Below are 21,908 nucleotides of genomic sequence, written 5' to 3'. Positions count from 1 at the left end.
CTCGTATGATTAGTCTTGTACTGATGCAGCCAATAATTCTGCTTGATGCTCAGAGATAAGTGCAGAACAAAGTTCATCAATGTCCCCATCCATAATCTGATCCATTTTATAAAGAGTCAAATTGATACGATGATCGGTTACACGCCCTTGGGGAAAATTGTAGGTACGAATCCGCTCTGAGCGCTCACCGGTACCCACTAGTGATTTGCGTGTAGCAGCTTGCTCAGCATGCTGTGCATGCATTTGTTTGTCATGGATGCGCGCCGCCAATACGCTCAACGCTTGCGCTTTGTTTTTGTGTTGAGAACGACCATCCTGGCATTCTACAACGATCCCAGTGGGCAGATGTGTCACGCGTACGGCAGAATCGGTTTTATTGATATGCTGACCACCAGCACCAGAAGCACGGAAAGTATCAATACGTAATTCAGAGGGATTTAGAATTACTTCACTTACTTCGTCGGCTTCGGGCATAACCGCTACGGTGCATGTAGAGGTGTGTACACGACCTTGAGTTTCAGTTACAGGTACACGCTGAACCCGATGACCACCTGATTCGAACTTAAGCCTAGAATAAGCGCCATGGCCAATGATTTTGGCAATAATCTCTTTATAGCCACCGATTTCTGATAGGCTTTGAGAAATAATTTCCACCTGCCAGCGTTGTCTTTCCGCATAACGTGAATACATGCGAAATAAGTTTCCGGCAAACAAAGCGGACTCATCTCCACCTGTTCCCGCGCGAATCTCCAGAAAAATATTGCGTTCATCATTGGGATCTTTCGGGAGTAATTGCTTTTGAATTTCCGATTCAATCTGAGTAAGTTTTTCTTTGCCAGTTTGAATCTCAGCTTCAGCAAATGCGCGCATGTCCAAATCCGCATGCATCTCTCGCGCAGTTTGTACATCGCGTTCGAATTGCTGATAAGTTCGATATAGTTCAACAATCGGGACAATTTCAGCATGCTCGCGCGTAAGTTTACGATAATTATCCAAATCTGCTGTCGCAGATTCACTACTCAGCAAATGATTTAATTCGTCCAAACGCACACTCAATCGAGTGAGTCGCTCCGTGATATTTTTGTTCATTGTGGACGATGCAGTTGGTATAGCCGATTAATTAGCTCGACTAGCTCCTCGCGTTCATTAGCTGCTGCTTGGTTCAAAGCATTGGAAGGCACATGCAAGAATTTATTTGTTAAGCTGTTACTCAGAGCTTCGATAACTTTTTTCGGGTCTTCGCCCTTCTCTAGCAATTTTGTGGCTCGAGCCAACTCATGGCGGCGGTAACGTTCGCCTTGATCACGTAATGCGCGAATTGTTGGAACCATTTCACGCGTAGCAAACCAACGCATAAAATCAACCACATTCGAATCAATAATAGTTTCGGCCTGTGTAACAGCATTCAGTCGTGAATCTAGTCCTTCTTTAACGATCTCAGATAGATCATCGACATAGTAGAGAAAAACATCATCAAGCTCTGAAACTTCAGATTCAACATCACGCGGCACAGCAAGATCAACAATAAATATTGGTCGATGTTTGCGTATTTTAATTGCGCGCTCGACCATACCTTTACCGAGTATCGGTAGTGGGCTTGCTGTACAAGTCACTACAATATCATGTAGCGCCAATTGCTCTGGCAGCTCACTTAAAGTAATGGCCTGTGCACTAAAACGATTGGCTAATGCTTCAGCACGCTCAGTAGTCCGATTGGCAACTGTAATTTTTTTGGGACTACGTGCAGCAAAATGATTGGCACATAATTCAATCATTTCACCAGCGCCGATAAACAAAATACGCTGCTCACTTATATCGCCAAAAATCCGTTCAGCTAGGCGTGCAGCCGCAGCCGCCATAGATACAGAGCTAGTACCGATTTCAGTCGAGGTTCGAACTTCCTTGGCCACATAGAAAGTTCGTTGAAATAGCTTATGTAGTAATAAACCTAATGTGCCGGCATGTTCTGCAGATTTAATTGCATTCTTTAATTGCCCAAGTATTTGTGGCTCGCCCAATACCATCGAATCTAATCCACTAGCAACTCGAAACGCATGTTTTACTGCCTGTTCACGTGGCAACTTGTAGATATAGGGCTCTAATTCGCGAGTTTGCAAATGGTGGAAATCAGCAAGCCATATGACAGCATCTTCAGGTCTTTCGGTGCAACAATATACTTCAGTGCGATTACAAGTGGACACAATAGCAGCTTCTTTAATTTGATTTCGTCCAACCAAATCGCGTAACGCATGCTCCATCGTATTTTCGGGAAAAGTAACTTGCTCGCGCACATCGAGCGGCGCAGTGTTGTGATTAATTCCAAAAGCAAATAATTGCATGGAAGATAATGTTGCTAAAGTAAACATTTAGTAAGAAATAACTAGTAATTATAATATTAGGCTTTCTTAAATACCATCAATGCAATTAATTTATTTTCATTGGCTTAATTTGATTAATGCCATGGCGTAATTGGAATTATCGAAATACTATTTTTTGGTGATCCTTCAATAATTCTGTCACTATACGCCAAATAAACCAGAACATTTCTTCTTGAATCATAAAACCGTACTACTTGCAACGATTTGAATAATAAGGATGTACTTTTTTTAAAAACTTCAGCACCATCCTCATGGCCATTCTTTATTTTTTCTGATAAAGAAATCGGCCCGATCTGTCGGCATGAGATTGAGGCATCTGACGTATCTTCAGCAATTCCTACGACGCCACTGACACCTCCTGTTTTGGCTCGACTTAGATAACAAGTTGCTCCTGCAATATCTGGATCATCAAATGCTTCAATTACAATTTTATCATTTGCACCTAAAAGTTTAAATTTAGTTGAAACGCTACCAATTTCTTCTGCCACCACATGGCCAGTTAAGATACAGATCAACAATGCACCTAATAATTTCCTGGTATTTACTATATTTAAACTTCGCATAATTTTTCTCCTGACAAAATTGAGCAGCCGTTATAACTAATTTTGCTTCTATTTAACCCCGATTCTTTGTTTTGCTTTACAAACATATTATCAGTGACTACTCTCATTGAGTATTTGGAATTGCGCTATTTTCATATTTGTCAATCCTTTGAAGCATTAGTCAAGATTTATTAATGCCGTCATTCCATTCTTATGATAGTTCTTGAAGTGATGCGTAACTTGGATATATGAGATTAACTTATATAGCCAAATGCAATCGTAAATAACAGAAGGTTATCAATTGATAATTGGTAGGCGCGATTGGACTCGAACCAACGACCCCCACCATGTCAAGGTGGTGCTCTAACCAACTGAGCTACGCGCCTAAAAAAATCGATTCTAACCGAAACAATTAACTGCTACAAATAATTAATTGAAATTGGTTAATTGACTCACTATAAAAATTATTAAATTTTTGTTTAAAGCTCTATTTTGTAAAAACACAAGAAAAATAATGAAGTTTGATGGCATTACAGAAATAACATGCAGAAGTACAATGTCATGCATAATAATATAAATTATTATCAATAAGTTGTACAGTTATTGCAGAATCAACTTATCATAATTTATATACCGGATTCATTTAAATGCGGCATGCTTTATCAGCAAAATTATATTGTCTATAATGTTCATACTCAGATTTTCTAGTATACTCGCTCGCTGCAAGAATCATCCAGTTTAAGTGACAATCAAACTGGAAGCAATTAGTTAGAAACACATTAAGAATTATATATTTATAGATAATGAATTAACATTTTGCTGAGGAGAATTTATGCATAAATTTTTATTGAGCTTTTTTTTATCAACACTACTCGTCCTACCGCTTAGTGTTTTTTCTCATGGTAACGAAGAACATGAACATGAACATGAGCAGAATGAATCAACTGCTGATTCTTCTTCGGAATTGGCAAGCGGCATTGGGTGGCGGGTAGTTCGTAATGTGGAATTAGGTACTTCGGGGAAAATTATTCATATGGTGCTTGTTGAGCATAGTAAGTACACTGATAAAACGATCTATAGCGCTGCTATCAATAGGCTTTGTAACCCTAAGAATGAATTTTGCAGAATCAGGTTTTGGAGCGAAGAACGATTTATACCTGAGAAGGCCTCATTAACTGTAGAGCAAAATAAACAATTGAGAGCCGATTATTTAGTCAATAAAGCTGGTGGCATTCATCAACTGCAATGGTCATGCAGTGTTGATCCAGACAAAAATAATTGCATTTAAATCGGCTTAGAAAAAATCGATGAGCTTGGATAAGTCATTGCTGTGCTATTTAGTTGTTAGATATGTAAAGCACGCTTATCCACGCCAAGTGCAGCTTCATGAAGTACTTCCGATAAAGACGGATGAGCATGAACAATACTGGCAATATCTTGACTGCTGGCAGAGAACTTCATTGCCATAACTGCCTCTGAAATAAGTTCAGAAACTTGCGGGCCAATCATATGAACACCCAATACACGATCAGTTTTTTCGTCTGCTAAGACTTTTACAAACCCGCTGGTCTCGCCTATAGCACGCGCACGTCCGTTCGCAATAAATGGAAACTGACCAACTTTATAGGCAATGCCAGCTGCTCTTAATTCCTGTTCATTTTTTCCCACCCACGCAATCTCCGGTGCCGTATAAATTACCCAAGGTATCGTATTGAAATCAATTGCTTCACTCGTACTGGCCTGACTTGTTTCAAGATGTTTGATCATTTCAGCAACAGCCACTCCTTCTTCAGATGCTTTATGCGCCAACATAGGGCCGCGAACCACATCGCCTACTGCGTATATATTGGTCAGATTAGTGCGGCAGTATTCATCAACAACGATAAATCCACGTTCATCCACTGCCAAACCATTTTCTTCTATACCCAATCCATTAGTATTCGGAATACGACCGATTGCCACGATCAACTTATCAACTTCCATGACCTGATCTTGATTGTTGGAGTCACTGTAACCAACAACTATAGAGTTATCTGATACCTTAACTGATTTGATGTTGACACCGGTATTAATTCGTAAACCAGGCTCTTTGGTAAATATACTTTTTGCCTCTTTAGCAATCTGTTCATCCGCTGCCATCAAAAATCCCGGCATCGCTTCAAGAATAGTAACTTCTGCACCCAATCTACACCATACACTACCCATTTCAAGACCGATTACACCCGCACCGATGACTCCCAACCGCTTCGGTACGTGCTTTAATGCTAAAGCGCCAGCATTATCCAAAACCATTTCATTGTCGATCGGTGTAAAAGATAATTGCCGTGGTATCGAACCAGTCGCAACAATGACATGTTTTGCCTGGATTGTTTCAACATTACCGTTATCGTCAACTTTTATTTGCCAAGCATTGGCAGATACTTCGAGGTTCAGCAGCGTTCCTCTGCCATGCATCGATTTAATCTTATTTTTTTTGAATAGTGAAGTAATACCGGCGGTAAACGTACTGACAATTTTGTCTTTGCGCGCAATCATGACCGGAATATCTACAGAAATATTTTCTGCAGATATTCCATGCACAGAGCTCTTGTGCTGAATCTGGAAATAATTCTCAGAAGATTCCAATAATGCTTTGGAGGGAATACAGCCGACGTTCAGACAGGTACCGCCAAGACTCGCTTTACCTTTAGAGTTTTTCCATTCATCAATGCAAACCGTGCTCAAACCTAGCTGCGCACAACGGATCGCCGCCACATAGCCACCTGGACCAGCACCAATGACTGCAACATCAAATGTTTCTGACATGATTAAACCTTATGTAAAATTTCTGATAAGAGGTAATTTTAAAGTAAAACAAAATGTGCTGCTCATAGTTTGCTCTGACAGATGAATGCAAGCTTACTGTAATGGCAATTCACCGCTCTCGCATCCAATAATACTAATTTCGCGTACTGCTCGAACATAATCTCCATTTTCACGTAACTTTGTCATCGAGCCTATGTGATTTTTAGCATGCATACGTGCAAATCGAGAAAGGCTTGTTGCTGACATTTCCCACTGCAATCCTTTCAAAATTTGATCGGTTCCTGCAGGATTATTGCAAACCAATATCATATCGCAACCTGCATCGAGTGCAGCTTGTGCGCGTGATAGCATAGATTCCAAATAATCTCCAGCGCCACGCATACTTAAATCGTCACTGAAAATGCATCCATCGAATCGCAATTCCTCGCGCAAAATGTTTTGGAGCCAAATTTTTGAAAAACCGGCAGGTTTGGAATCGATTTCTGGATAAATAACATGCGCTGACATGATTCCGACCAACCCCGCGTCGATCATGTGTTGAAATGGAATTAAATCGTTCGCTTCAATATCATTATATCGGCGTGAGTCAATTGATTTTTCCAAATGAGAATCGGTCTGAATATAGCCGTGGCCCGGAAAATGTTTTCCTATTGCTGGCATGCCCCCTTTTTTAAGTCCAAGCATCAAATTATAGGCCAAATCGTAAACAGCATTGGAATCATGATGGAAGGCACGATCACCGATTACAGAACTTTGCCCATAATCAAGATCCAACACCGGTGTAAAACTAAAGTCGACACCGCAAGCATTTAACTCCGCAGCCAGAACAAACCCGACTTGTTTCACAAGATGCCGAGCACGGCTTGGTTGTTTATCCCAGATTCTTCCCAATTCGCGCATTGCGGGCAGTTTTGTAAAATCATCACGAAAACGTTGTACACGCCCGCCTTCATGATCGACAGCAATCAGTAAATGCGGGCTCCGCAACGCATGTATCTGCTGCGTCAGTTCAGTCAATTGTCGATGATTTATATAATTACGGGTAAAAAGAATGACACCACCTGTAAGCGGATGTGACAGTCTTATGATATCGTCCTCTGATAGTTGTGTTCCGGCAATATCGAGCATCACTGGTCCAAGTAACACGATTATTTCTCCAATACGACAAAAGCACAAGCCATATTGATCTCATCGCTAATTGAAAGATGATGTTGCGTAATTCCTTGATCAGAAAAGAATTGATTGAGTTCAGGATGAAACAAAAAAAATGGCTTTCCTAAACTATCATGGGTAATCGTAATATATGTGAAGTTAACCGGATGCCGTAATCCTGTACCTAGCGCTTTCGATAATGCTTCTTTAGCAGCAAAGCGACTAGCCAGAAAAAGCACTGGTTTGCTGCTCGATCCATATTCCTGCAACTCGCTTTCGGTTAAGATACGATGTGCAAAGCGTTCACCAAAACGACCCAGTGATTGCGCAATTCTGGCAGATTCAACTATATCGGTTCCAATCCCATAGATCATTTACGCGACTCGAGCATGAGCTGTTTCATTTCCTGTACGGCGTGTTTAAATCCAACAAAAATAGCTCTCGCAACTATTGCATGGCCAATATTCAATTCCGAAATTTCAGGGATAGCCGCAATGGCTTGAACATTCTGATAATGCAAACCATGCCCGGCATTGACTTTTAAACCCAGATTTTTACCCAGAGCAACGGCTTGCTTCACTTCGATAAAGCGTTTTTCTTGTACTTCAATTGAATGTGCATCGGCATAACTTCCAGTGTGAATTTCGATGACAGGCGCACCCGTTCGAGCCGCTGCATCAATTTGTGCTGGATCCGCATTAATGAACAATGAAACACGTATTCCAGCTTCTCTCAATTTTTGACAAACACGTTTGATCTGATCGAAGTGCTTTAGCACATCGAGACCACCTTCTGTAGTTAATTCTTCTCGCCTTTCCGGCACTAAGCAAATATCGTGAGGCTTGATTCTCAGCGCGATGGCGATCATTTCATCGGTTACTGCACTCTCCAGATTCATTCTGGTCGTTAACCGATTGCGCAAAATATCCACATCGATATCCTGAATATGGCGTCGATCTTCGCGCAAGTGCAAAGTGATTGCATCCGCTCCGGCAGATTCGGCAATCAATGCCGCTTCGACTGGATCGGGATATATTGTTCCCCGCGCTTGTCGCAGCGTCGCCACATGATCAATATTAACCCCTAATTCAATCATCATAAAAGACTCCAAAAATGCATAGAATTCTAGATGTACTATTCATAACCCAGATTTCTTAACACACTTTCACTGTCAGCCCAACCGCTTTTAACTTTAACCCAAACTTCCAGATACACTTTTTCTCCAAGCAACAACTCCATGTCTTTACGTGCTTGACTTGCTATTTGCTTAAGCTTTTCGCCCTTTTTTCCAATAATAATTGCTTTCTGATTGGGTTTATCAACCAGAATGGTGGCATAAATTTTGCACACATTGTCTTCGAACTTAAATTGATCGACCACCACGCTGGTAGAATAGGGAATTTCGTCGCCAACCAAGCGAAATAATTTTTCACGGATAAATTCTCCAACCAGAAAACGCTCACTGCGATCCGTTATTTCATTTTTATTGTATAAAGGCTGGCTAATGGGTAAATAATTGCGAATGGTATTAAGCAGCTCAGGTAGTTGAATCTTATGCATCGCGCTCACTGGAATAATGTCGGAAATTTTAACTTGTTGAGCTACTTCATTCAGAAATGGCAGTAGTCTATTCTTATCTGTCAATTTGTCTATTTTATTGACCACTAAAATAATTGGAATGTTATCAGGGATTATTTTGAATACTGTAATATCGCGCTGATCAAAGTGTAGTGCTTCAATTACAAACAATATAACATTCACCTCTTGCATGCTGCGAGTGACCACCCGGTTCATTGCGGTATTTAAGCCACTGCTATAATGAGTTTGAAAGCCAGGAGTATCAACAAAGACAAATTGCGTCTGCTGATCCGTTAAAATGCCATTTATTCTAAAACGAGTTGTCTGTGCTTTTCTCGATGTAATACTGATTTTTTGTTCCACCAACTTATTTAATAATGTTGATTTACCTACATTGGGGCGACCAATAATTGCTATGTATCCAGTGCGAAAATTGGCAGGAGTCGTCATTCTGTGATGTTATGAGTAGTAATTAGAAAATGATTAAACATTATCAATGTGCAGGCTGCAAACAAATTTCTTCATAGGCCAACCTAGCTGCCATTTGTTCTGCACTCCGACGATTTGTTCCTTCACCTACGGTTCGAATATTTAATGTAGAAATCACGCATTCCACTTGAAATTTCTGTTTATGTGCTTTACCACTGGTTGTAATCACAATATATTCTGGCAATGATAGTTTCTGGCTTTGTAAAAATTCTTGCAATAAAGTTTTGGAGTCTTTAGCCTGTGATTTAATATCAATAGCTTGCATCAAAGGTAAATAGATCGACGTAATTACTATTTCCACTTGTGCATAATTACTATCCAAATAAATAGCACCTAATAAAGCTTCAAATGTATCTGCAAGAATCGATGGACGATGACAACCTCCACTTTTTAACTCACCCTCACCTAATCTGAGTAGTTTATCTATTTGTAAGTTAAGCGCTATATCTGACAATGCCTTTTGATTCACAAAATTAGCGCGAAGCCGGGACAAATACCCTTCTGGCGATTCTGGGAAATGTTGGTAAATTATTCCTGAGATTACGCAGTTCAAAATCGCGTCACCCAGAAACTCGAGACGTTCATTATGGGGGGCACTATGGCTTCTGTGGGTTAACGCCGTTTGAAGTAATTGGGGTTGAGAAAAACAATATCCTAAACGTTTACAAAATATATCCAGTAACTGTTGAGTATTATTTGAGATCGCTTCATTTTGCATAATCTTTCTAGGATTAATTACTTTTTGCCTGAAAATCAATGTTTAAAGATATATTGAAAAAAAGCGGAATCTTTGTTGTGTAATCAACGCTCAAAACAATTTCTCCATTTTCTTTATTTATTCTAATGTCTTGACTAGTAATAGATTTAATATCATCAATTTGAGCACGCCTACTAAATGCCAATCTGATTTGGTTTAAATTCATATTTTGCAGGCTCGTATCTCTGGCGACAGCAGTTAAGTTTTTTTTAATCGAAGAATATTCTAGGTAAGCGGGTACAATTCTCAAGCTAGTGATCGCAATTAAAACAAGAACCACTGACCACATTAACAAACTAACCAAGCCAATGCCTTTTTGTTTTAGTGACTTCTTGTGATAATTCACGTTTTTCACCTCATTGATAAAAAAACTGATTATTTAATCGACAATCCAATACGGCCAAGATCTCCAAAATTCCACCAAATCATGAACGCCTTACCAACAATATTTTCTTCAGGAACGAATCCCCAGTAACGGCTATCACTGCTACTGTCACGATTGTCACCTAAAGTAAAATAATTCCCAGCCGGCACTTCGCAAGTGAATCCTGTACGGCGATATTTGCAGTTATCACGAAATTGAAATTGCCGAACGTTCGAAAATTGTACACCTCTAATGTCTTGATTAATAATAATGGAATGACTCTCATCGTTTAAATACTCTGAATAACGATCGGAATATATATACCCTAGCCCGGATTCTATATATTTATAGTCTCCTTCATACTCCATTCTTATCACTTCTCCATTAATAATTAGTTGCTTATCATGATAAGTGATAACGTCCCCCGGCAATCCGACAATTCGTTTGATGTAATCTATAGATGAATCTTCTGGAAAACGAAAAACCAGCACATCTCCACGTTTGGGTTTATCCATATCATAAATTTTCTTATTAATGACAGGCAACCTTATGCCATAGACATATTTGTTTACAAGAATAAAATCACCCACCAAAAGTGTAGGTATCATTGAGCCTGATGGGATTTTAAATGGTTCGATTACGAAAGAACGCAGACTAAAAACAATCAAAATAATAGGAAAAAAGCTTTTAGGATATTCGATCCACCAAGGCTCATTCTCATTTGGTTCACGCTTTTTTTTCCAGAAAATAATATCTAATAGCCAAATACTGCCAGTAATAACAAGCAGGATAAAAAGTATCAAAGGAAAATTCATGTAATTTCCTTTGAATATAAGCAATTGATACTATTTTGAATTATTTTATGAGAATCTAGATTCAGCCTAAGCTCAAGGAAAAAAAAATTGTCTCTACTCATCATTATTTATTATCAACCTGCAAAATTGCTAGAAATGCTTCTTGAGGAATTTCCACATTACCAACCCGCTTCATTCGCTTTTTACCTGCTTTTTGTTTTTCCAGCAACTTTCGTTTGCGCGAAATATCGCCACCGTAGCATTTTGCCAACACATTTTTTCGTAAAGCCTTAACAGTTTCGCGTGAAATAATATGTGCGCCTACCGCTGCTTGTACAGCAATATCAAACATCTGACGCGGAATTAATTGGCGCATTTTTTGCACTAATTCACGCCCTCGATATTGACTGCTACTTCGATGGATAATCAAAGACAATGCATCGACCTTGTCGCTGTTAATCAATATATCAAGTTTCACTAAATCAGATGCACGAAATTCTTTGAACTCATAGTCCAAAGAAGCATAACCACGACTGGTTGATTTCAGTCGATCAAAAAAATCCATGACAACCTCATTCAGCGGCATTTCATAAGTCAGCATGACTTGCTTGCCCATATACTGCATATTCGTCTGGTTGCCACGTTTGCTGACGCACAGCGTAATCACAGCGCCAACATATTCTTCCGGCACAATAATAGTTGATGTGATAATCGGTTCGCGAATCTCGGCAATTTTAGAAAGATCCGGAATTTTTGACGGATTCTCAATTTCAATAACTGTACCATCCCGCATCAGTACTTGATAAACAACAGTTGGTGCAGTTGTAATCAAATCCATGTCGTATTCACGCTCCAGTCGTTCCTGCACAATATCCATGTGCAACAACCCAAGGAAACCGCAACGAAAACCGAAACCCAGTGCCTGAGACACTTCTGGTTCAAAATGGAGTGAAGCATCATTCAATCTCAATTTTTCCAATGCTGCACGCAATGCATCATATTGATTGGATTCTACTGGATATAAACCGGCAAATACTTGTGGTTTTATTTCTTTAAAGCCCTGTAAAGGATTTTCCGCAGGATGATTTGCCGAAGTTACTGTATCGCCAACCTTTGCGATATTCAGTTCTTTGATACCCGAGATAATAAAGCCGACCTCTCCAGCACCCAGTGAATCGCGAAAAGTTGATTTTGGTACAAATACACCAACTTGCTCACACAATTGCACCGCTTTGCTGGCCATCAGTAATATTTTATCGCCGGGTTTAACCACACCGTCCATTATTCTCACCAAAATCACGACACCGACATAATTATCAAACCAGGAATCGATGATTAGTGCTTTTAAAGGCGCATTCGGGTCACCTTTCGGTTCGGGTATTTTAACAATCAAAGCTTCTAATACATCTTCTATACCCTCTCCCGTTTTTGCGCTGATTTTGATTGCATCCTGTGCATCGATTCCAATTACTTCTTCAATGTTGCTGATAACGCGTGCCGGATCAGCAGCCGGAAGATCAATCTTATTTAAAACTGGGATAACTTCAACACCTTGTTCTATCGCTGTATAACAATTAGCGACGGTTTGTGCTTCAACTCCCTGAGAAGCATCAACCACTAATAGCGCACCTTCACATGCGGCCAAAGAACGAGAGACTTCGTAAGAAAAATCAACATGTCCTGGCGTATCAATTAAATTCAATAAATAAGTTTCGCCATTTCTTGCTTTGTATCGCAATGCCGCCGTTTGAGCTTTGATGGTAATGCCTCTTTCACGTTCCAGATCCATGGAATCTAATACTTGCGCTTCCATTTCTCGATCGGACAAACCACCGCAAAGATGAATAATGCGATCCGCCAGTGTTGATTTGCCGTGATCAATGTGGGCAATGATGGAGAAATTACGAATATGCTGCATCAAGATTTAAAATATAAAGAGTATATTTCCAGCAACTTTAAAAGTTTACCTAGCCAGGCTGGAAACCAAAATGTTTTATTGGCAATTAAGGAGGCAGCATTCTAACGAAATTTACCAAGATAATCATCTAAAGCTGCTACATCGAGAAAATAATGACAAATCTCTTGGTTGGTGAATGGTGAAATCAAAACTGGGATTTTATCTCCAAAGCGTGCAACCAGTTCTGGATCGGAATCGATATCAACAACCTTAAAATCTAGTGATACCTGCTGCTGCAATTTTTGCAGAGCAAGTATCATATCTTGGCAAAGATGGCAGTCTTCACGACCATAGATAATCAGTTCTTGTATTTGTCCGGTGGGAGGATGAGGATTAAACTTAATTTTCTTTGTCATCATCGGAGAGTTTCATTGTTATGAAAGTTGTGATGTCTCCTCTTTTAACAAGTAAAGCAATATTTTTTCCATTTTCAGCCTGGTTAAGCAGCTTGTTAAATTGCTCAACACTCTTCACATCTTTACTGTTAAAGCCAAGGATAATGTCTCCAGTGCGAATTCCTGAACGACTTGCAATGCCGGATTGCATGTCTTCAACCAATAAACCGTTGGCAATCTCCAGTTGTTTCTTTTGCTCATCGGTAATTTCACTTAATGCCAAACCCAGGCGATTTAAAGTATCCGATTTTTTTCCTTGCTTAAACTTGCGATTTTCTGCTGCCTCATCAACAGGGGTTTCTCCAACCTCCACTTTGATGGTCTTCAAGGCGCTATCCCGCCAAATCTGGATAGATACTTTTGAACCTGGTTTGGTGTTGCCAACTATGCGAGGTAAATCTGAAGATGTCAGCACTTCTTTTTCATCAAACTTCAAAATAATATCGCGAGCTTTAATACCTGCTCTATCCGCAGGGCCATGTTTTTCGATAGAAACGACTAATGCCCCTTTGCTATCCTTTAATCCGAAAGATTCTGCCAATTCTTTGGTGACTTCCTGAATCATTACACCAATTCTTCCTCGACTTACTTTGCCGCTGATCTTTAGTTGATCGGCAATTTCAGTGGCAACATTGATCGGTATGGCAAAAGACAGCCCCATGAACCCGCCAGTCCGGCTATAAATTTGAGAATTAATTCCAACAACCTCACCTTTCATGTTAAACAATGGTCCGCCCGAATTTCCTGGATTTATCGCAACATCGGTTTGTATGAATGGAACATAATTTTCCTGTGCCAAAGAACGCCCTTTCGCACTCACTATACCCGCAGTGACACTATGTTCAAAACCGAATGGCGAGCCGATTGCAATCACCCATTCACCTACCTTGAGATTATCTGGACTCCCCTGTGTAACTACAGGCAAATCAGCAGCATTGATTTTAATTAACGCAATATCAGTTTTACGATCTGTGCCGATAATATCAGCGGCAAATTCACGTTTATCGTTAAGCTTTACCGTTATCTCATCAGCAGTTTCAACCACATGTGCATTCGTCAGAATATAACCATCGGGACTAATAATAAATCCTGATCCTAGAGATTTTGGTTCGGGTTTTCTTGGTCCGGGAAAAGGTTGAATATGTCTTCTAAAAAAATCATAAAAAGGGGAATTTTCAGGAATCCCTGGTATTTCAGGGATTATTTGGTTATTGATTGCGCTTGTGTTTTGCACAGCACTGATATTCACCACTGCAGCACCATGTTTCTCAACTAATCCGGTAAAATCCGGCAACTCGGAAGCTTGAACAAAGGTTACCGATACAAACAAAATGAATGGAACTATCATTAATTGAAACATGCTTCTTATCCTTACTGTACGCGTATATAAAAAATAATTGTTCATGTGCATGGTTGACGATCAAAGTTTTATGAAGCAAAAAATATTCATATTTAAATCGCGAGGCTATATTGTGACTATATGAATAATCAAACTGTTTTCTCAGGTAGTGTTGCCCTATTTTTTAGAAAAAAGTATCAAGCAATTTTCAGCAAACAGAAACTTAATTAAGCTTAAAAACCGAATCGCCAATTAATTTAATGGTTTCCAATGGAACCTCACCAACTGTTGTTATTTTATTGCCATTTAGCACGCGCACATAGATATTGATTGCACCATGACTTGTAAAGAAACCAGGTTTTGGAGTTGGCGCACCTTCTATAATAGGCTCTATAAAAACAGACACTGTTGCAAGTCCATCAGATAAGGCAATATGATCAACAAATACTGGTTTCTCAGTCAGATTACGTCTCATTTCAATCAATTTTTGGAAACCCGTTGGCAAATTATTAATCTGCCATTTTAGTTCACCTTTTTTGATGACAGAAGTCAGCAAATTAGTTACTTTCCATTCATCTTGAGTCATGAATGCGTCAGGTTTTACTAAATCAGATTGAATTTCTCCATCAATTTCCAGTTGCGCAAATGCAAATTGCTCAATGACCTCAGTACCTCTCACAATAGCGGTTTTTAGAAGCAAGCCCGTTTTAACATCTATCCATAATTGATGACCATAACGTAAGGAGTCTCTTGGAATCAAGGAAATAACCTGACATTCGTGATCGGATATGCGCTCGCGTCTGACCTCTTTGATGAAATAATTCTCATCAATATTACCAAAAGGTTGTGGAAGTATATCTGGAAAGAATTTACGAAACCAACGTTTCTCGGTGTATATTCTCTTGCTTTCCGGTAGATAACATTTCAATTCATCGTTAGTGCGAAAAACTATACGCGGCGTACCATCCAAAACTTCAATTCTTTCATGTTCGCCAGCATCATCAGTTTTATGAACGATGCGTGATGATTCTATATGATTGCCTGCATAATAAATGAATGTTCCGGAATAATTATGCTGACGTGGAGCATCAGCCATTTTTCTCAACCATTCAAGCGCGCTCTCAGACGAACGGGGTAACTCCTGCGCCAGTGCAACTTGAAAACCAATTGCTAAAAAACATAACAACGAAATAATACTGCGGCTAATCATCTACCATATCTTTCGTGATATTCAATATTATGAATATTATTCGATTGCCCACGCATCATGACTCCCGGAGAAAATTCTCTATGCACGAACAGATAATCATTGATCTCAACCGGTGGATGCGAATAATTATGAATTAAAGGCGGCGATGTGACCATCATCGGAGCAGCAGGCAAGTTATTTTCCTGATTCGATTGTGCAGCAATTGTCATTTGCTGCGGCTTATATAAATTATTCATGATTACTCCCGCAGAAATCATTGCAACAACAGAAGCAGCTACCGCAACCGCAAATACTTTTTGCTTCTGTTTTTTTACTATGCTTGTTACATTGGGAGAAAGGACTGTGGGTTCATTTATTAACTTTTGACTGACACTGGAAGATATATTCATGGATAATCGGGATGATTTTCGGAGCGTGTCACCAATCAAATGATAAGTCTTCCATTCTTCCTGTAAATCACCATTTTTTTTGATGGCCTCAATAATATTGGAAACGTCCTGTTGATCAAGCTCACCATCCATCAATGCAGATACTTTACTTTTCACATTACCACCTCTTGTCTTTACTTGTCCCTAACAAGGGACGTAATTGTTCTGAAATCGCTTCGCGCGCACGGAATATCCGTGACCGCACCGTCCCAATTGGACAACTCATGATATTGGCAATTTCTTCATAACTTAATCCGTCAATCTCTCTTAAAACAATCGCCGTACGTAATTCATCCGGCAATGAATCCAACGTTTTGTTTACCGTTTGAGCAATTTCCTGACTCATCAGTTCACTCTCAGGCGTATTCATTTCCTTCAGCAGACCACTGTCTTCAAAATCCTCAGCATCTTCGTTATCATAACCTTGTAAGGTTGGCAATTTCCGCCCTTGAGATACTAAAAAATTTTTCGCAGTGTTTATACCAATACGATACAGCCATGTATAAAAAGCACTATCTCCTCGAAATGATGGCAGTGCCCGATACGCTTTTATAAAAGCTTCTTGAGTAACATCCTCAACTTCAGCTGAATCGCGTATAAATTGCGACAATAATCGAGCCAGCTTGCGTTGATACTTAATCACTAGCAGATCAAATGCATGCTTATCACCGCTTTGAACTCGTTCTACTAGTTGTTGATCGATTTCGCGATCACTCATACAGCTTGATCCCTGAGCATTTTGAATAAATTGTTAATCGTAATTTTGCGCCATTATAGATACCATAATGACACAAAAGAACAAGTATACCTATCCAAATCAATCTCTGGAACTATGCAATTGTATGACTATCGCTTTAAAGACACTTAACCCTACTGATTAGTTCACTATTTAAATGTTGTATAACAAAGAAAGTAAACCGTATGTATTCCGGTTGAAGCAATGCGAGTCTGTTATTATTCAGCCCACTAATCATAATAAATAAAGACTCGCTTAATGACTGACAACAATTACGATACGCTCATTATTGGTAGCGGATTAGCCGGATTTTCGCTGGCACTACATTTAGCACAACATCACAGGGTTTGCATTGTGACTAAACAAACTGCCGAATCAGGAGCCAGTTCATGGGCACAAGGCGGTATAGCTGCCGCACTGGCAAATGATGATTCTCCATCGCAGCATGTTCAAGATACCTTGATTGCTGGCGCCGGCTTATGTGATGAAAACATCACACGATTCGTAACCGAAAATGCAACTGATGCGATTCATTGGTTGATCAATCAAGGTGTGATTTTTACCAGCGACCAAGCAAGCGAAACCGGTTACCACTTGACTCAGGAAGGCGGCCATAGCACACGACGAATTATTCATAGTGGTGATGCTACCGGCAAAGCCATACAACAAGCTCTGGTTCAGAAAATTCGATCACATTCGAATATTACTGTTTTAGAACATCACATAGCTATCGATCTGATAACCGGTGGTAAATTATCTGATTTCGCAAAACACCCGAATAAGCGATGCTTTGGTGCATACATTCTCGACAAGAAAAAAGATAAAGTGATGACCTTTGCTGCACAAAATACTGTGCTAGCAACCGGTGGTGCCAGTAAAGTTTATCTCTACACCACTAATCCCGACACAGCCACCGGTGACGGTATTGCCATGGGTTGGCGAGCAGGCTGTCGAATCGCCAATATGGAATTCATTCAGTTTCATCCAACCTGTCTTTATCACCCTCACGCAAAATCATTTCTAATCAGTGAAGCTGTTCGTGGCGAGGGCGGTTTATTAAAGCTTCCCAATGGCGAACGTTTCATGCCTTGGCATGATCAACGTGCTGAGCTTGCCTCGCGCGATGTAGTGGCCCGTGCCATCGACTTTGAAATGAAAAAAAGAGGGCTGGATTGCGTTTATTTAGATATATCCCATAAGCCCGCCATTTTTTTAAAAGAGCATTTTCCAACCATTTATGCCCGCTGTTTGGAACTAGGTATCGATATTACCAAAGAGCCGATCCCCGTAGTTCCTGCTGCTCATTACACTTGTGGCGGAGTGATTACCGATAAGCATGGCAAAACCGATTTGAGCAACCTGTACGCTATCGGCGAAACAGCACACACCGGATTACATGGCGCCAACCGTTTAGCCAGCAATTCACTACTGGAATGCCTGGTACTGGCCCAGAGTGCAGGAAGTGATATTATCAATCAAGTCGCAAATGAATTGCCAAAACTCCCGGATTGGGATGAAAGCCGTGTTACAGACGCTGATGAAGAAATCGTGATTGCACATAACTGGGATGAATTACGCCGTTTCATGTGGAATTACGTCGGCATTGTGCGTACCACGAAGAGATTGCAGCGCGCGCAACACAGAATTGAGCTATTACGCGAGGAAATCAATGAATACTATACTAACTTTCGTGTCACCAGCGATTTGCTGGAATTACGCAATCTAGTAGATAGTGCCGATCTGATTGTTCGGAGTGCATTGCTGCGAAACGAAAGTCGGGGATTACACTATAGCAAGGATTATCCTTACACATTGCCGCTGGCAAAAAATACTGTGTTGAAAAAAGAAAATTAAGCCACTTCACGCAAAACCCAATCAACTTAAATTGATGTCACAGTTGTCAGTTCACAATTACGTGCGTTACACTCATACACTTCTTAACCTACCTCCTTAGCGAGCAATGCAATTCCACTGGGCCAATCCAAGTATTGTAGAATGGTGCCAACATCTACTCGACAGTTACGCTCACTGGATCAAGCTGGAACTGATTGATCGCACTGGCACACCACTGGAACAAGCCGAGCGATTATTCAACTCTACGTTTGTAGTGGCATCGCATGGCCCGGAAGCCGATCCCATATTAAATTACGGCAATCAAGCCGCCCTTAGTTTATGGGTGATGGACTGGCAGCAATTCACTAAAACGCCCTCTCGCCTCACGGCCGAACCACCCAATCGCGAAGAGCGTACGCGCATGCTGGATCAAGCCAAAATTCAAGGTTATATTTCGAATTATCGCGGTGTAAGAATATCCAGCATAGGAGAACGTTTTTTGGTTGACCAAGCTATCATTTGGAATATCCATAAACCTGACGGCACGAAAATAGGACAAGGCGCTACGTTCTCTAATTGGAAATATTTAGACCCAATTTGACTTCTTAAAATTTATTCAATGTAAAACAAATTTGCCCCAAACCATGAACTGGTTTATTCTTTGCCCCCTGTTTATCAACAAGCTGGGAGAAGTGACCGAGAGGCTTAAGGTGCACGCCTGGAAAGCGTGTGTACGGTTTAAGCCGTACCGCGGGTTCGAATCCCGCCTTCTCCGCCAAGTAAAATATTATAATCAATGACTTATTTGGTATTTTTTATACTTAATCAACAATATGCCCCACATCCTAAGAATGCTAATAGTTAGGTGCTTTTGCCTAAAGTCCACGTAATTAGAAGTGGTTCCCCTTGATTGGACAATTTTTTCCATATCTTAAGTGGAAATCTTGCGGTTAATGCCTACTCAGCTTTTTGCATTACAGGCATCGAAGTAAAACTTATTTGGCGTTTTGTCGTCAAGCGCGCTGTAGGGGTGCAGATATACCCCTTCGTATTCGACGCTCTTCCAAAGCCGTTCGGAACACATTTGACATGGTCTAATAGTCGAGTTGACGAGTTGCTACCGTTGCCACCTGATTACATTGAATTGCTAAAGAAAAATAATTGATAGAGATAGATGGCGGCGTTGGACGCTTACAAATAAGAAAAATAATTGCAGTGTCAACTCAGGACCGAACTTATGCAGAACTCTGTGTCAGAGTTAATTTTCTGCGTAAAATGACAAGCAACTAATGTCATTTGGATATTTCTCCCATTATCACAGCAAATTTACGCAGTTGTACAGAAGTCTTAAACATGGTGAGCTAAAGCATCTCTTTATTTAGCCTATCACCTGGCCGGATTGTTTTGACGATATATATGAATGTTTTAGATCATATAATGATAACGTGAGCTTAGCTTCAGAGTTATGGTACCATCCATTAAAATGATCGTATGCAGCAGCATGGACGTAACTTTCCCAGTTGTGGCGATTTAGGCACCATACGAGGGTTCTCAATATCCCTCGCTGAAAATAAATAATCTTGTCGCCGACGAGAATACTAGAGTGTTTAATGTAAGGTATGGCTAGCTCGATGGTAGTACAAGTTCAAATACTCTGTACCCTTAAAGGAGAATGAAATTTGAAACGGAGCCTGATTTATCTCACGTCGTTATTATGTGGCTTTTTGCTTTGCGTCAATGTTCTGGCCACTACTACCTTCAGCAGTGTTTATGTTTTCGGCGACAGCCTTTCGGATGCAGGCAGTAATCCTTCAGCAGTCTTAAGTATATATAATTTACTGGGCGGTAACTGCGATCCTTTTCATCCTTGTCCGCCATATGTAGATGGTCATTTTTCGAACGGCCCGACTGTTCCCGAATATCTTGCCAATTCTATACTTCCAGGTGGTGCTAATCCGACCAATTTCTTCAGCTTTGCTGTTGCTGGTGCGACAAGTGGCATCGGTAATTATGGTGACGGAGGATCGGCTCTTGCCACGGGGTCGTTTGGACTTCCTGGTATGCAACAGGAACTCGGGCAGTATTTGTCACTTTCGGGGGGCAGTGCTGATCCTACTGCATTGTATTTTGTATGGGGAGGCGCAAATGATTTTCTGACATTCGATTCTCCTATCACCGCTGCACAGAATATAGCGAGTCATGTTGTCGCGCTGGCGAATATCGGAGCCACCCATATACTTATTCCCAATCTACCTGATCTGAGCCTTACCCCTTTTATACAAAATGAAGGTCTGATTTCCCAGGCTCAAGCATTTTCACTAGGCTTCAATGCCGAGTTGAACGCGCAAATTGATGGATTGAATTTAATGTTTCCAAGTGTAGATATTATTGAGTTCGACACCTTCAGCGTTTTTAATAATATTGTAACAAATCCGGGGCTTTTTAGTTTTTCTGATGCGCATTCTGCCTGTCTTTCTTTACTTTTTGATGTTTGCGCCAATCCGGAAGAACATATATTTTGGGACGGATTTCATCCAACTAGTCATGCGCATGCGCTTATTTCCTCAGCCATTGCAAGTGCGATTCCAGAGCCAGAAACCTACATGATGCTGTTGGTAGGTTTAGGTTTTATTGGTTTTATATCATGTCGCATGAAAGAAATCACTATGAAATCCGGATTTAACATCAGTCGAGTCATGTATGCAACTAGGAAAAGTTAATACTAGAGTTGAAAATACAGCGGGATTGTTTAGCCGTGATTCGGAAAAATTTCAGATGAATGCAGCTCTGATACTTAATGTAGCGGCTTTGATGAGGGATGATACGCTTATTCTCATTCCGGAAATTAATTATGGGAGGTTCAGTTTCGATGTCTATTAACTTTTTCAGTCATAACGCAGTGATGCTAGGAGTCTGTCGGACTTAAAGCATCCGGATGTTCAGTTTATTAAAATAGTCCTAAATTGAAACTGGATTTTTGAAAAAGCATTACGAAGCATTTCAAGCCCTGCAATCGCCATCAGCTGTACTTGCTACCGTCGTCGATAGATGAATGGTTGCCGGAAAATCATTTGACGCGGTTGACGAGCCATTATTCTAACAAAGGTTCGCAAGCCTATGATCCCGCCATGATATTGTCATTATTGGTTTA

General features: G+C 40.4%; 22 protein-coding genes and 2 tRNA genes. 6 read left to right on the top strand and 18 right to left on the bottom strand.

Annotation, left to right across the window (positions count from 1 at the left end):
• Nucleotides 1–9: 9 nt before the first annotated feature.
• The 4 genes from prfA to C7H79_RS08850 all read right to left on the bottom strand — a co-directional run bounded on the left by prfA (nt 10) and on the right by C7H79_RS08850 (nt 3,306).
• Nucleotides 10–1,089 carry a peptide chain release factor 1 gene (gene prfA, locus C7H79_RS08865; RefSeq protein ID WP_106706923.1) on the bottom strand — a complete coding sequence of 360 codons (1,080 nt, stop codon included), beginning with the start codon at nt 1,087–1,089 and terminating at the stop codon, nt 10–12.
• On the bottom strand, nt 1,086–2,339 hold the full coding sequence (gene hemA, locus C7H79_RS08860; RefSeq protein WP_106706922.1) for a glutamyl-tRNA reductase: 1,254 nt from the start codon (nt 2,337–2,339) through the stop codon (nt 1,086–1,088). The genes prfA and hemA overlap by 4 nt, the downstream gene beginning before the upstream one ends.
• 113 nt (nt 2,340–2,452) lie before the next feature.
• The gene (gene creA / locus C7H79_RS08855; RefSeq protein WP_106706921.1) at nt 2,453–2,941 is read right to left on the bottom strand and encodes a protein CreA; all 489 of its coding nucleotides are present in this window, start codon (nt 2,939–2,941) and stop codon (nt 2,453–2,455) included.
• A gap of 288 nt (nt 2,942–3,229) precedes the next feature.
• Nucleotides 3,230–3,306, bottom strand: a tRNA-Val gene (locus tag C7H79_RS08850).
• Nucleotides 3,307–3,752: 446 nt separating this feature from the next.
• Here C7H79_RS08850 and C7H79_RS08845 point away from each other — a divergent pair.
• Nucleotides 3,753–4,208, top strand: a complete 456-nt coding sequence (locus C7H79_RS08845; protein WP_106706920.1) for a hypothetical protein — start codon at nt 3,753–3,755, stop codon at nt 4,206–4,208.
• 56 nt (nt 4,209–4,264) lie between these two features.
• Here C7H79_RS08845 and lpdA read toward each other — a convergent pair whose 3' ends face one another.
• The 14 genes from lpdA to rpoE form a co-directional block, all read right to left on the bottom strand.
• Nucleotides 4,265–5,725, bottom strand: a complete 1,461-nt coding sequence (gene lpdA, locus C7H79_RS08840; RefSeq protein ID WP_106706919.1) for a dihydrolipoyl dehydrogenase — start codon at nt 5,723–5,725, stop codon at nt 4,265–4,267.
• A gap of 93 nt (nt 5,726–5,818) precedes the next feature.
• A complete protein-coding gene (nagZ, locus tag C7H79_RS08835; RefSeq protein WP_106706918.1) occupies nt 5,819–6,871 on the bottom strand; it encodes a beta-N-acetylhexosaminidase in 1,053 nt (350 codons plus the stop codon).
• Between the two features lie 2 nt (nt 6,872–6,873).
• The gene (gene acpS / locus C7H79_RS08830) at nt 6,874–7,251 is read right to left on the bottom strand and encodes a holo-ACP synthase (protein WP_106706917.1); all 378 of its coding nucleotides are present in this window, start codon (nt 7,249–7,251) and stop codon (nt 6,874–6,876) included.
• Nucleotides 7,248–7,973, bottom strand: a complete 726-nt coding sequence (gene pdxJ / locus C7H79_RS08825) for a pyridoxine 5'-phosphate synthase (protein ID WP_106706951.1) — start codon at nt 7,971–7,973, stop codon at nt 7,248–7,250. The genes acpS and pdxJ overlap by 4 nt, the downstream gene beginning before the upstream one ends.
• A 38-nt stretch (nt 7,974–8,011) precedes the next feature.
• Nucleotides 8,012–8,905 carry a GTPase Era gene (gene era / locus C7H79_RS08820; RefSeq protein ID WP_106706916.1) on the bottom strand — a complete coding sequence of 298 codons (894 nt, stop codon included), beginning with the start codon at nt 8,903–8,905 and terminating at the stop codon, nt 8,012–8,014.
• A 43-nt stretch (nt 8,906–8,948) separates the two neighbouring features.
• A complete protein-coding gene (gene rnc, locus C7H79_RS08815; RefSeq protein WP_106706915.1) occupies nt 8,949–9,662 on the bottom strand; it encodes a ribonuclease III in 714 nt (237 codons plus the stop codon).
• Between the two features lie 13 nt (nt 9,663–9,675).
• Nucleotides 9,676–10,047 carry a DUF4845 domain-containing protein gene (locus C7H79_RS08810; RefSeq protein ID WP_106706914.1) on the bottom strand — a complete coding sequence of 124 codons (372 nt, stop codon included), beginning with the start codon at nt 10,045–10,047 and terminating at the stop codon, nt 9,676–9,678.
• A gap of 29 nt (nt 10,048–10,076) precedes the next feature.
• Nucleotides 10,077–10,880 carry a signal peptidase I gene (gene lepB / locus C7H79_RS08805; RefSeq protein WP_106706913.1) on the bottom strand — a complete coding sequence of 268 codons (804 nt, stop codon included), beginning with the start codon at nt 10,878–10,880 and terminating at the stop codon, nt 10,077–10,079.
• 103 nt (nt 10,881–10,983) lie between these two features.
• A complete protein-coding gene (gene lepA, locus C7H79_RS08800; protein ID WP_172592391.1) occupies nt 10,984–12,780 on the bottom strand; it encodes a translation elongation factor 4 in 1,797 nt (598 codons plus the stop codon).
• A 98-nt stretch (nt 12,781–12,878) separates the two neighbouring features.
• Complete coding sequence (locus tag C7H79_RS08795) at nt 12,879–13,175, bottom strand: glutaredoxin family protein (protein WP_242447219.1); 297 nt, start codon at nt 13,173–13,175, stop codon at nt 12,879–12,881.
• Entirely contained in the window at nt 13,156–14,571 is a 1,416-nt protein-coding gene (locus C7H79_RS08790) for a DegQ family serine endoprotease (protein WP_106706911.1), read from the bottom strand. Before C7H79_RS08790 ends, C7H79_RS08795 begins: the two co-directional genes overlap by 20 nt.
• A 202-nt stretch (nt 14,572–14,773) precedes the next feature.
• Nucleotides 14,774–15,760 (bottom strand): MucB/RseB C-terminal domain-containing protein, encoded by a 987-nt coding sequence (locus C7H79_RS08785; protein ID WP_106706910.1) that lies wholly within the window; start codon nt 15,758–15,760, stop codon nt 14,774–14,776.
• Complete coding sequence (locus tag C7H79_RS08780) at nt 15,757–16,305, bottom strand: sigma-E factor negative regulatory protein (protein ID WP_106706909.1); 549 nt, start codon at nt 16,303–16,305, stop codon at nt 15,757–15,759. The genes C7H79_RS08785 and C7H79_RS08780 overlap by 4 nt, the downstream gene beginning before the upstream one ends.
• 1 nt (nt 16,306) lies before the next feature.
• Nucleotides 16,307–16,906, bottom strand: a complete 600-nt coding sequence (gene rpoE, locus C7H79_RS08775) for an RNA polymerase sigma factor RpoE (protein WP_106706908.1) — start codon at nt 16,904–16,906, stop codon at nt 16,307–16,309.
• Nucleotides 16,907–17,182: 276 nt separating this feature from the next.
• Between rpoE and nadB the strand changes: the two genes are divergently transcribed.
• The 5 genes from nadB (at nt 17,183) to C7H79_RS08755 (ending at nt 21,477) form a co-directional block, all read left to right on the top strand.
• Nucleotides 17,183–18,778 (top strand): L-aspartate oxidase, encoded by a 1,596-nt coding sequence (gene nadB / locus C7H79_RS08770; protein ID WP_106706907.1) that lies wholly within the window; start codon nt 17,183–17,185, stop codon nt 18,776–18,778.
• A gap of 106 nt (nt 18,779–18,884) precedes the next feature.
• Entirely contained in the window at nt 18,885–19,358 is a 474-nt protein-coding gene (locus C7H79_RS08765; protein ID WP_106706906.1) for an MEKHLA domain-containing protein, read from the top strand.
• A gap of 85 nt (nt 19,359–19,443) precedes the next feature.
• Nucleotides 19,444–19,535 (top strand) — tRNA-Ser (locus C7H79_RS08760).
• A gap of 132 nt (nt 19,536–19,667) precedes the next feature.
• On the top strand, nt 19,668–19,922 hold the full coding sequence (locus tag C7H79_RS17655) for a hypothetical protein (RefSeq protein WP_147383575.1): 255 nt from the start codon (nt 19,668–19,670) through the stop codon (nt 19,920–19,922).
• Nucleotides 19,923–20,436: 514 nt separating this feature from the next.
• Complete coding sequence (locus C7H79_RS08755) at nt 20,437–21,477, top strand: SGNH/GDSL hydrolase family protein (RefSeq protein WP_106706905.1); 1,041 nt, start codon at nt 20,437–20,439, stop codon at nt 21,475–21,477.
• Nucleotides 21,478–21,908 lie beyond the last annotated feature (431 nt).

The sequence above is a fragment of the Nitrosomonas supralitoralis genome (genome assembly GCF_003011925.2).
Taxonomy (GTDB): Bacteria; Pseudomonadota; Gammaproteobacteria; order Burkholderiales; family Nitrosomonadaceae; genus Nitrosomonas; species Nitrosomonas supralitoralis.
The sequence above is the reverse complement of the archived record's forward strand: the minus strand, read 5'-3'. Positions and strand labels throughout refer to the sequence as shown.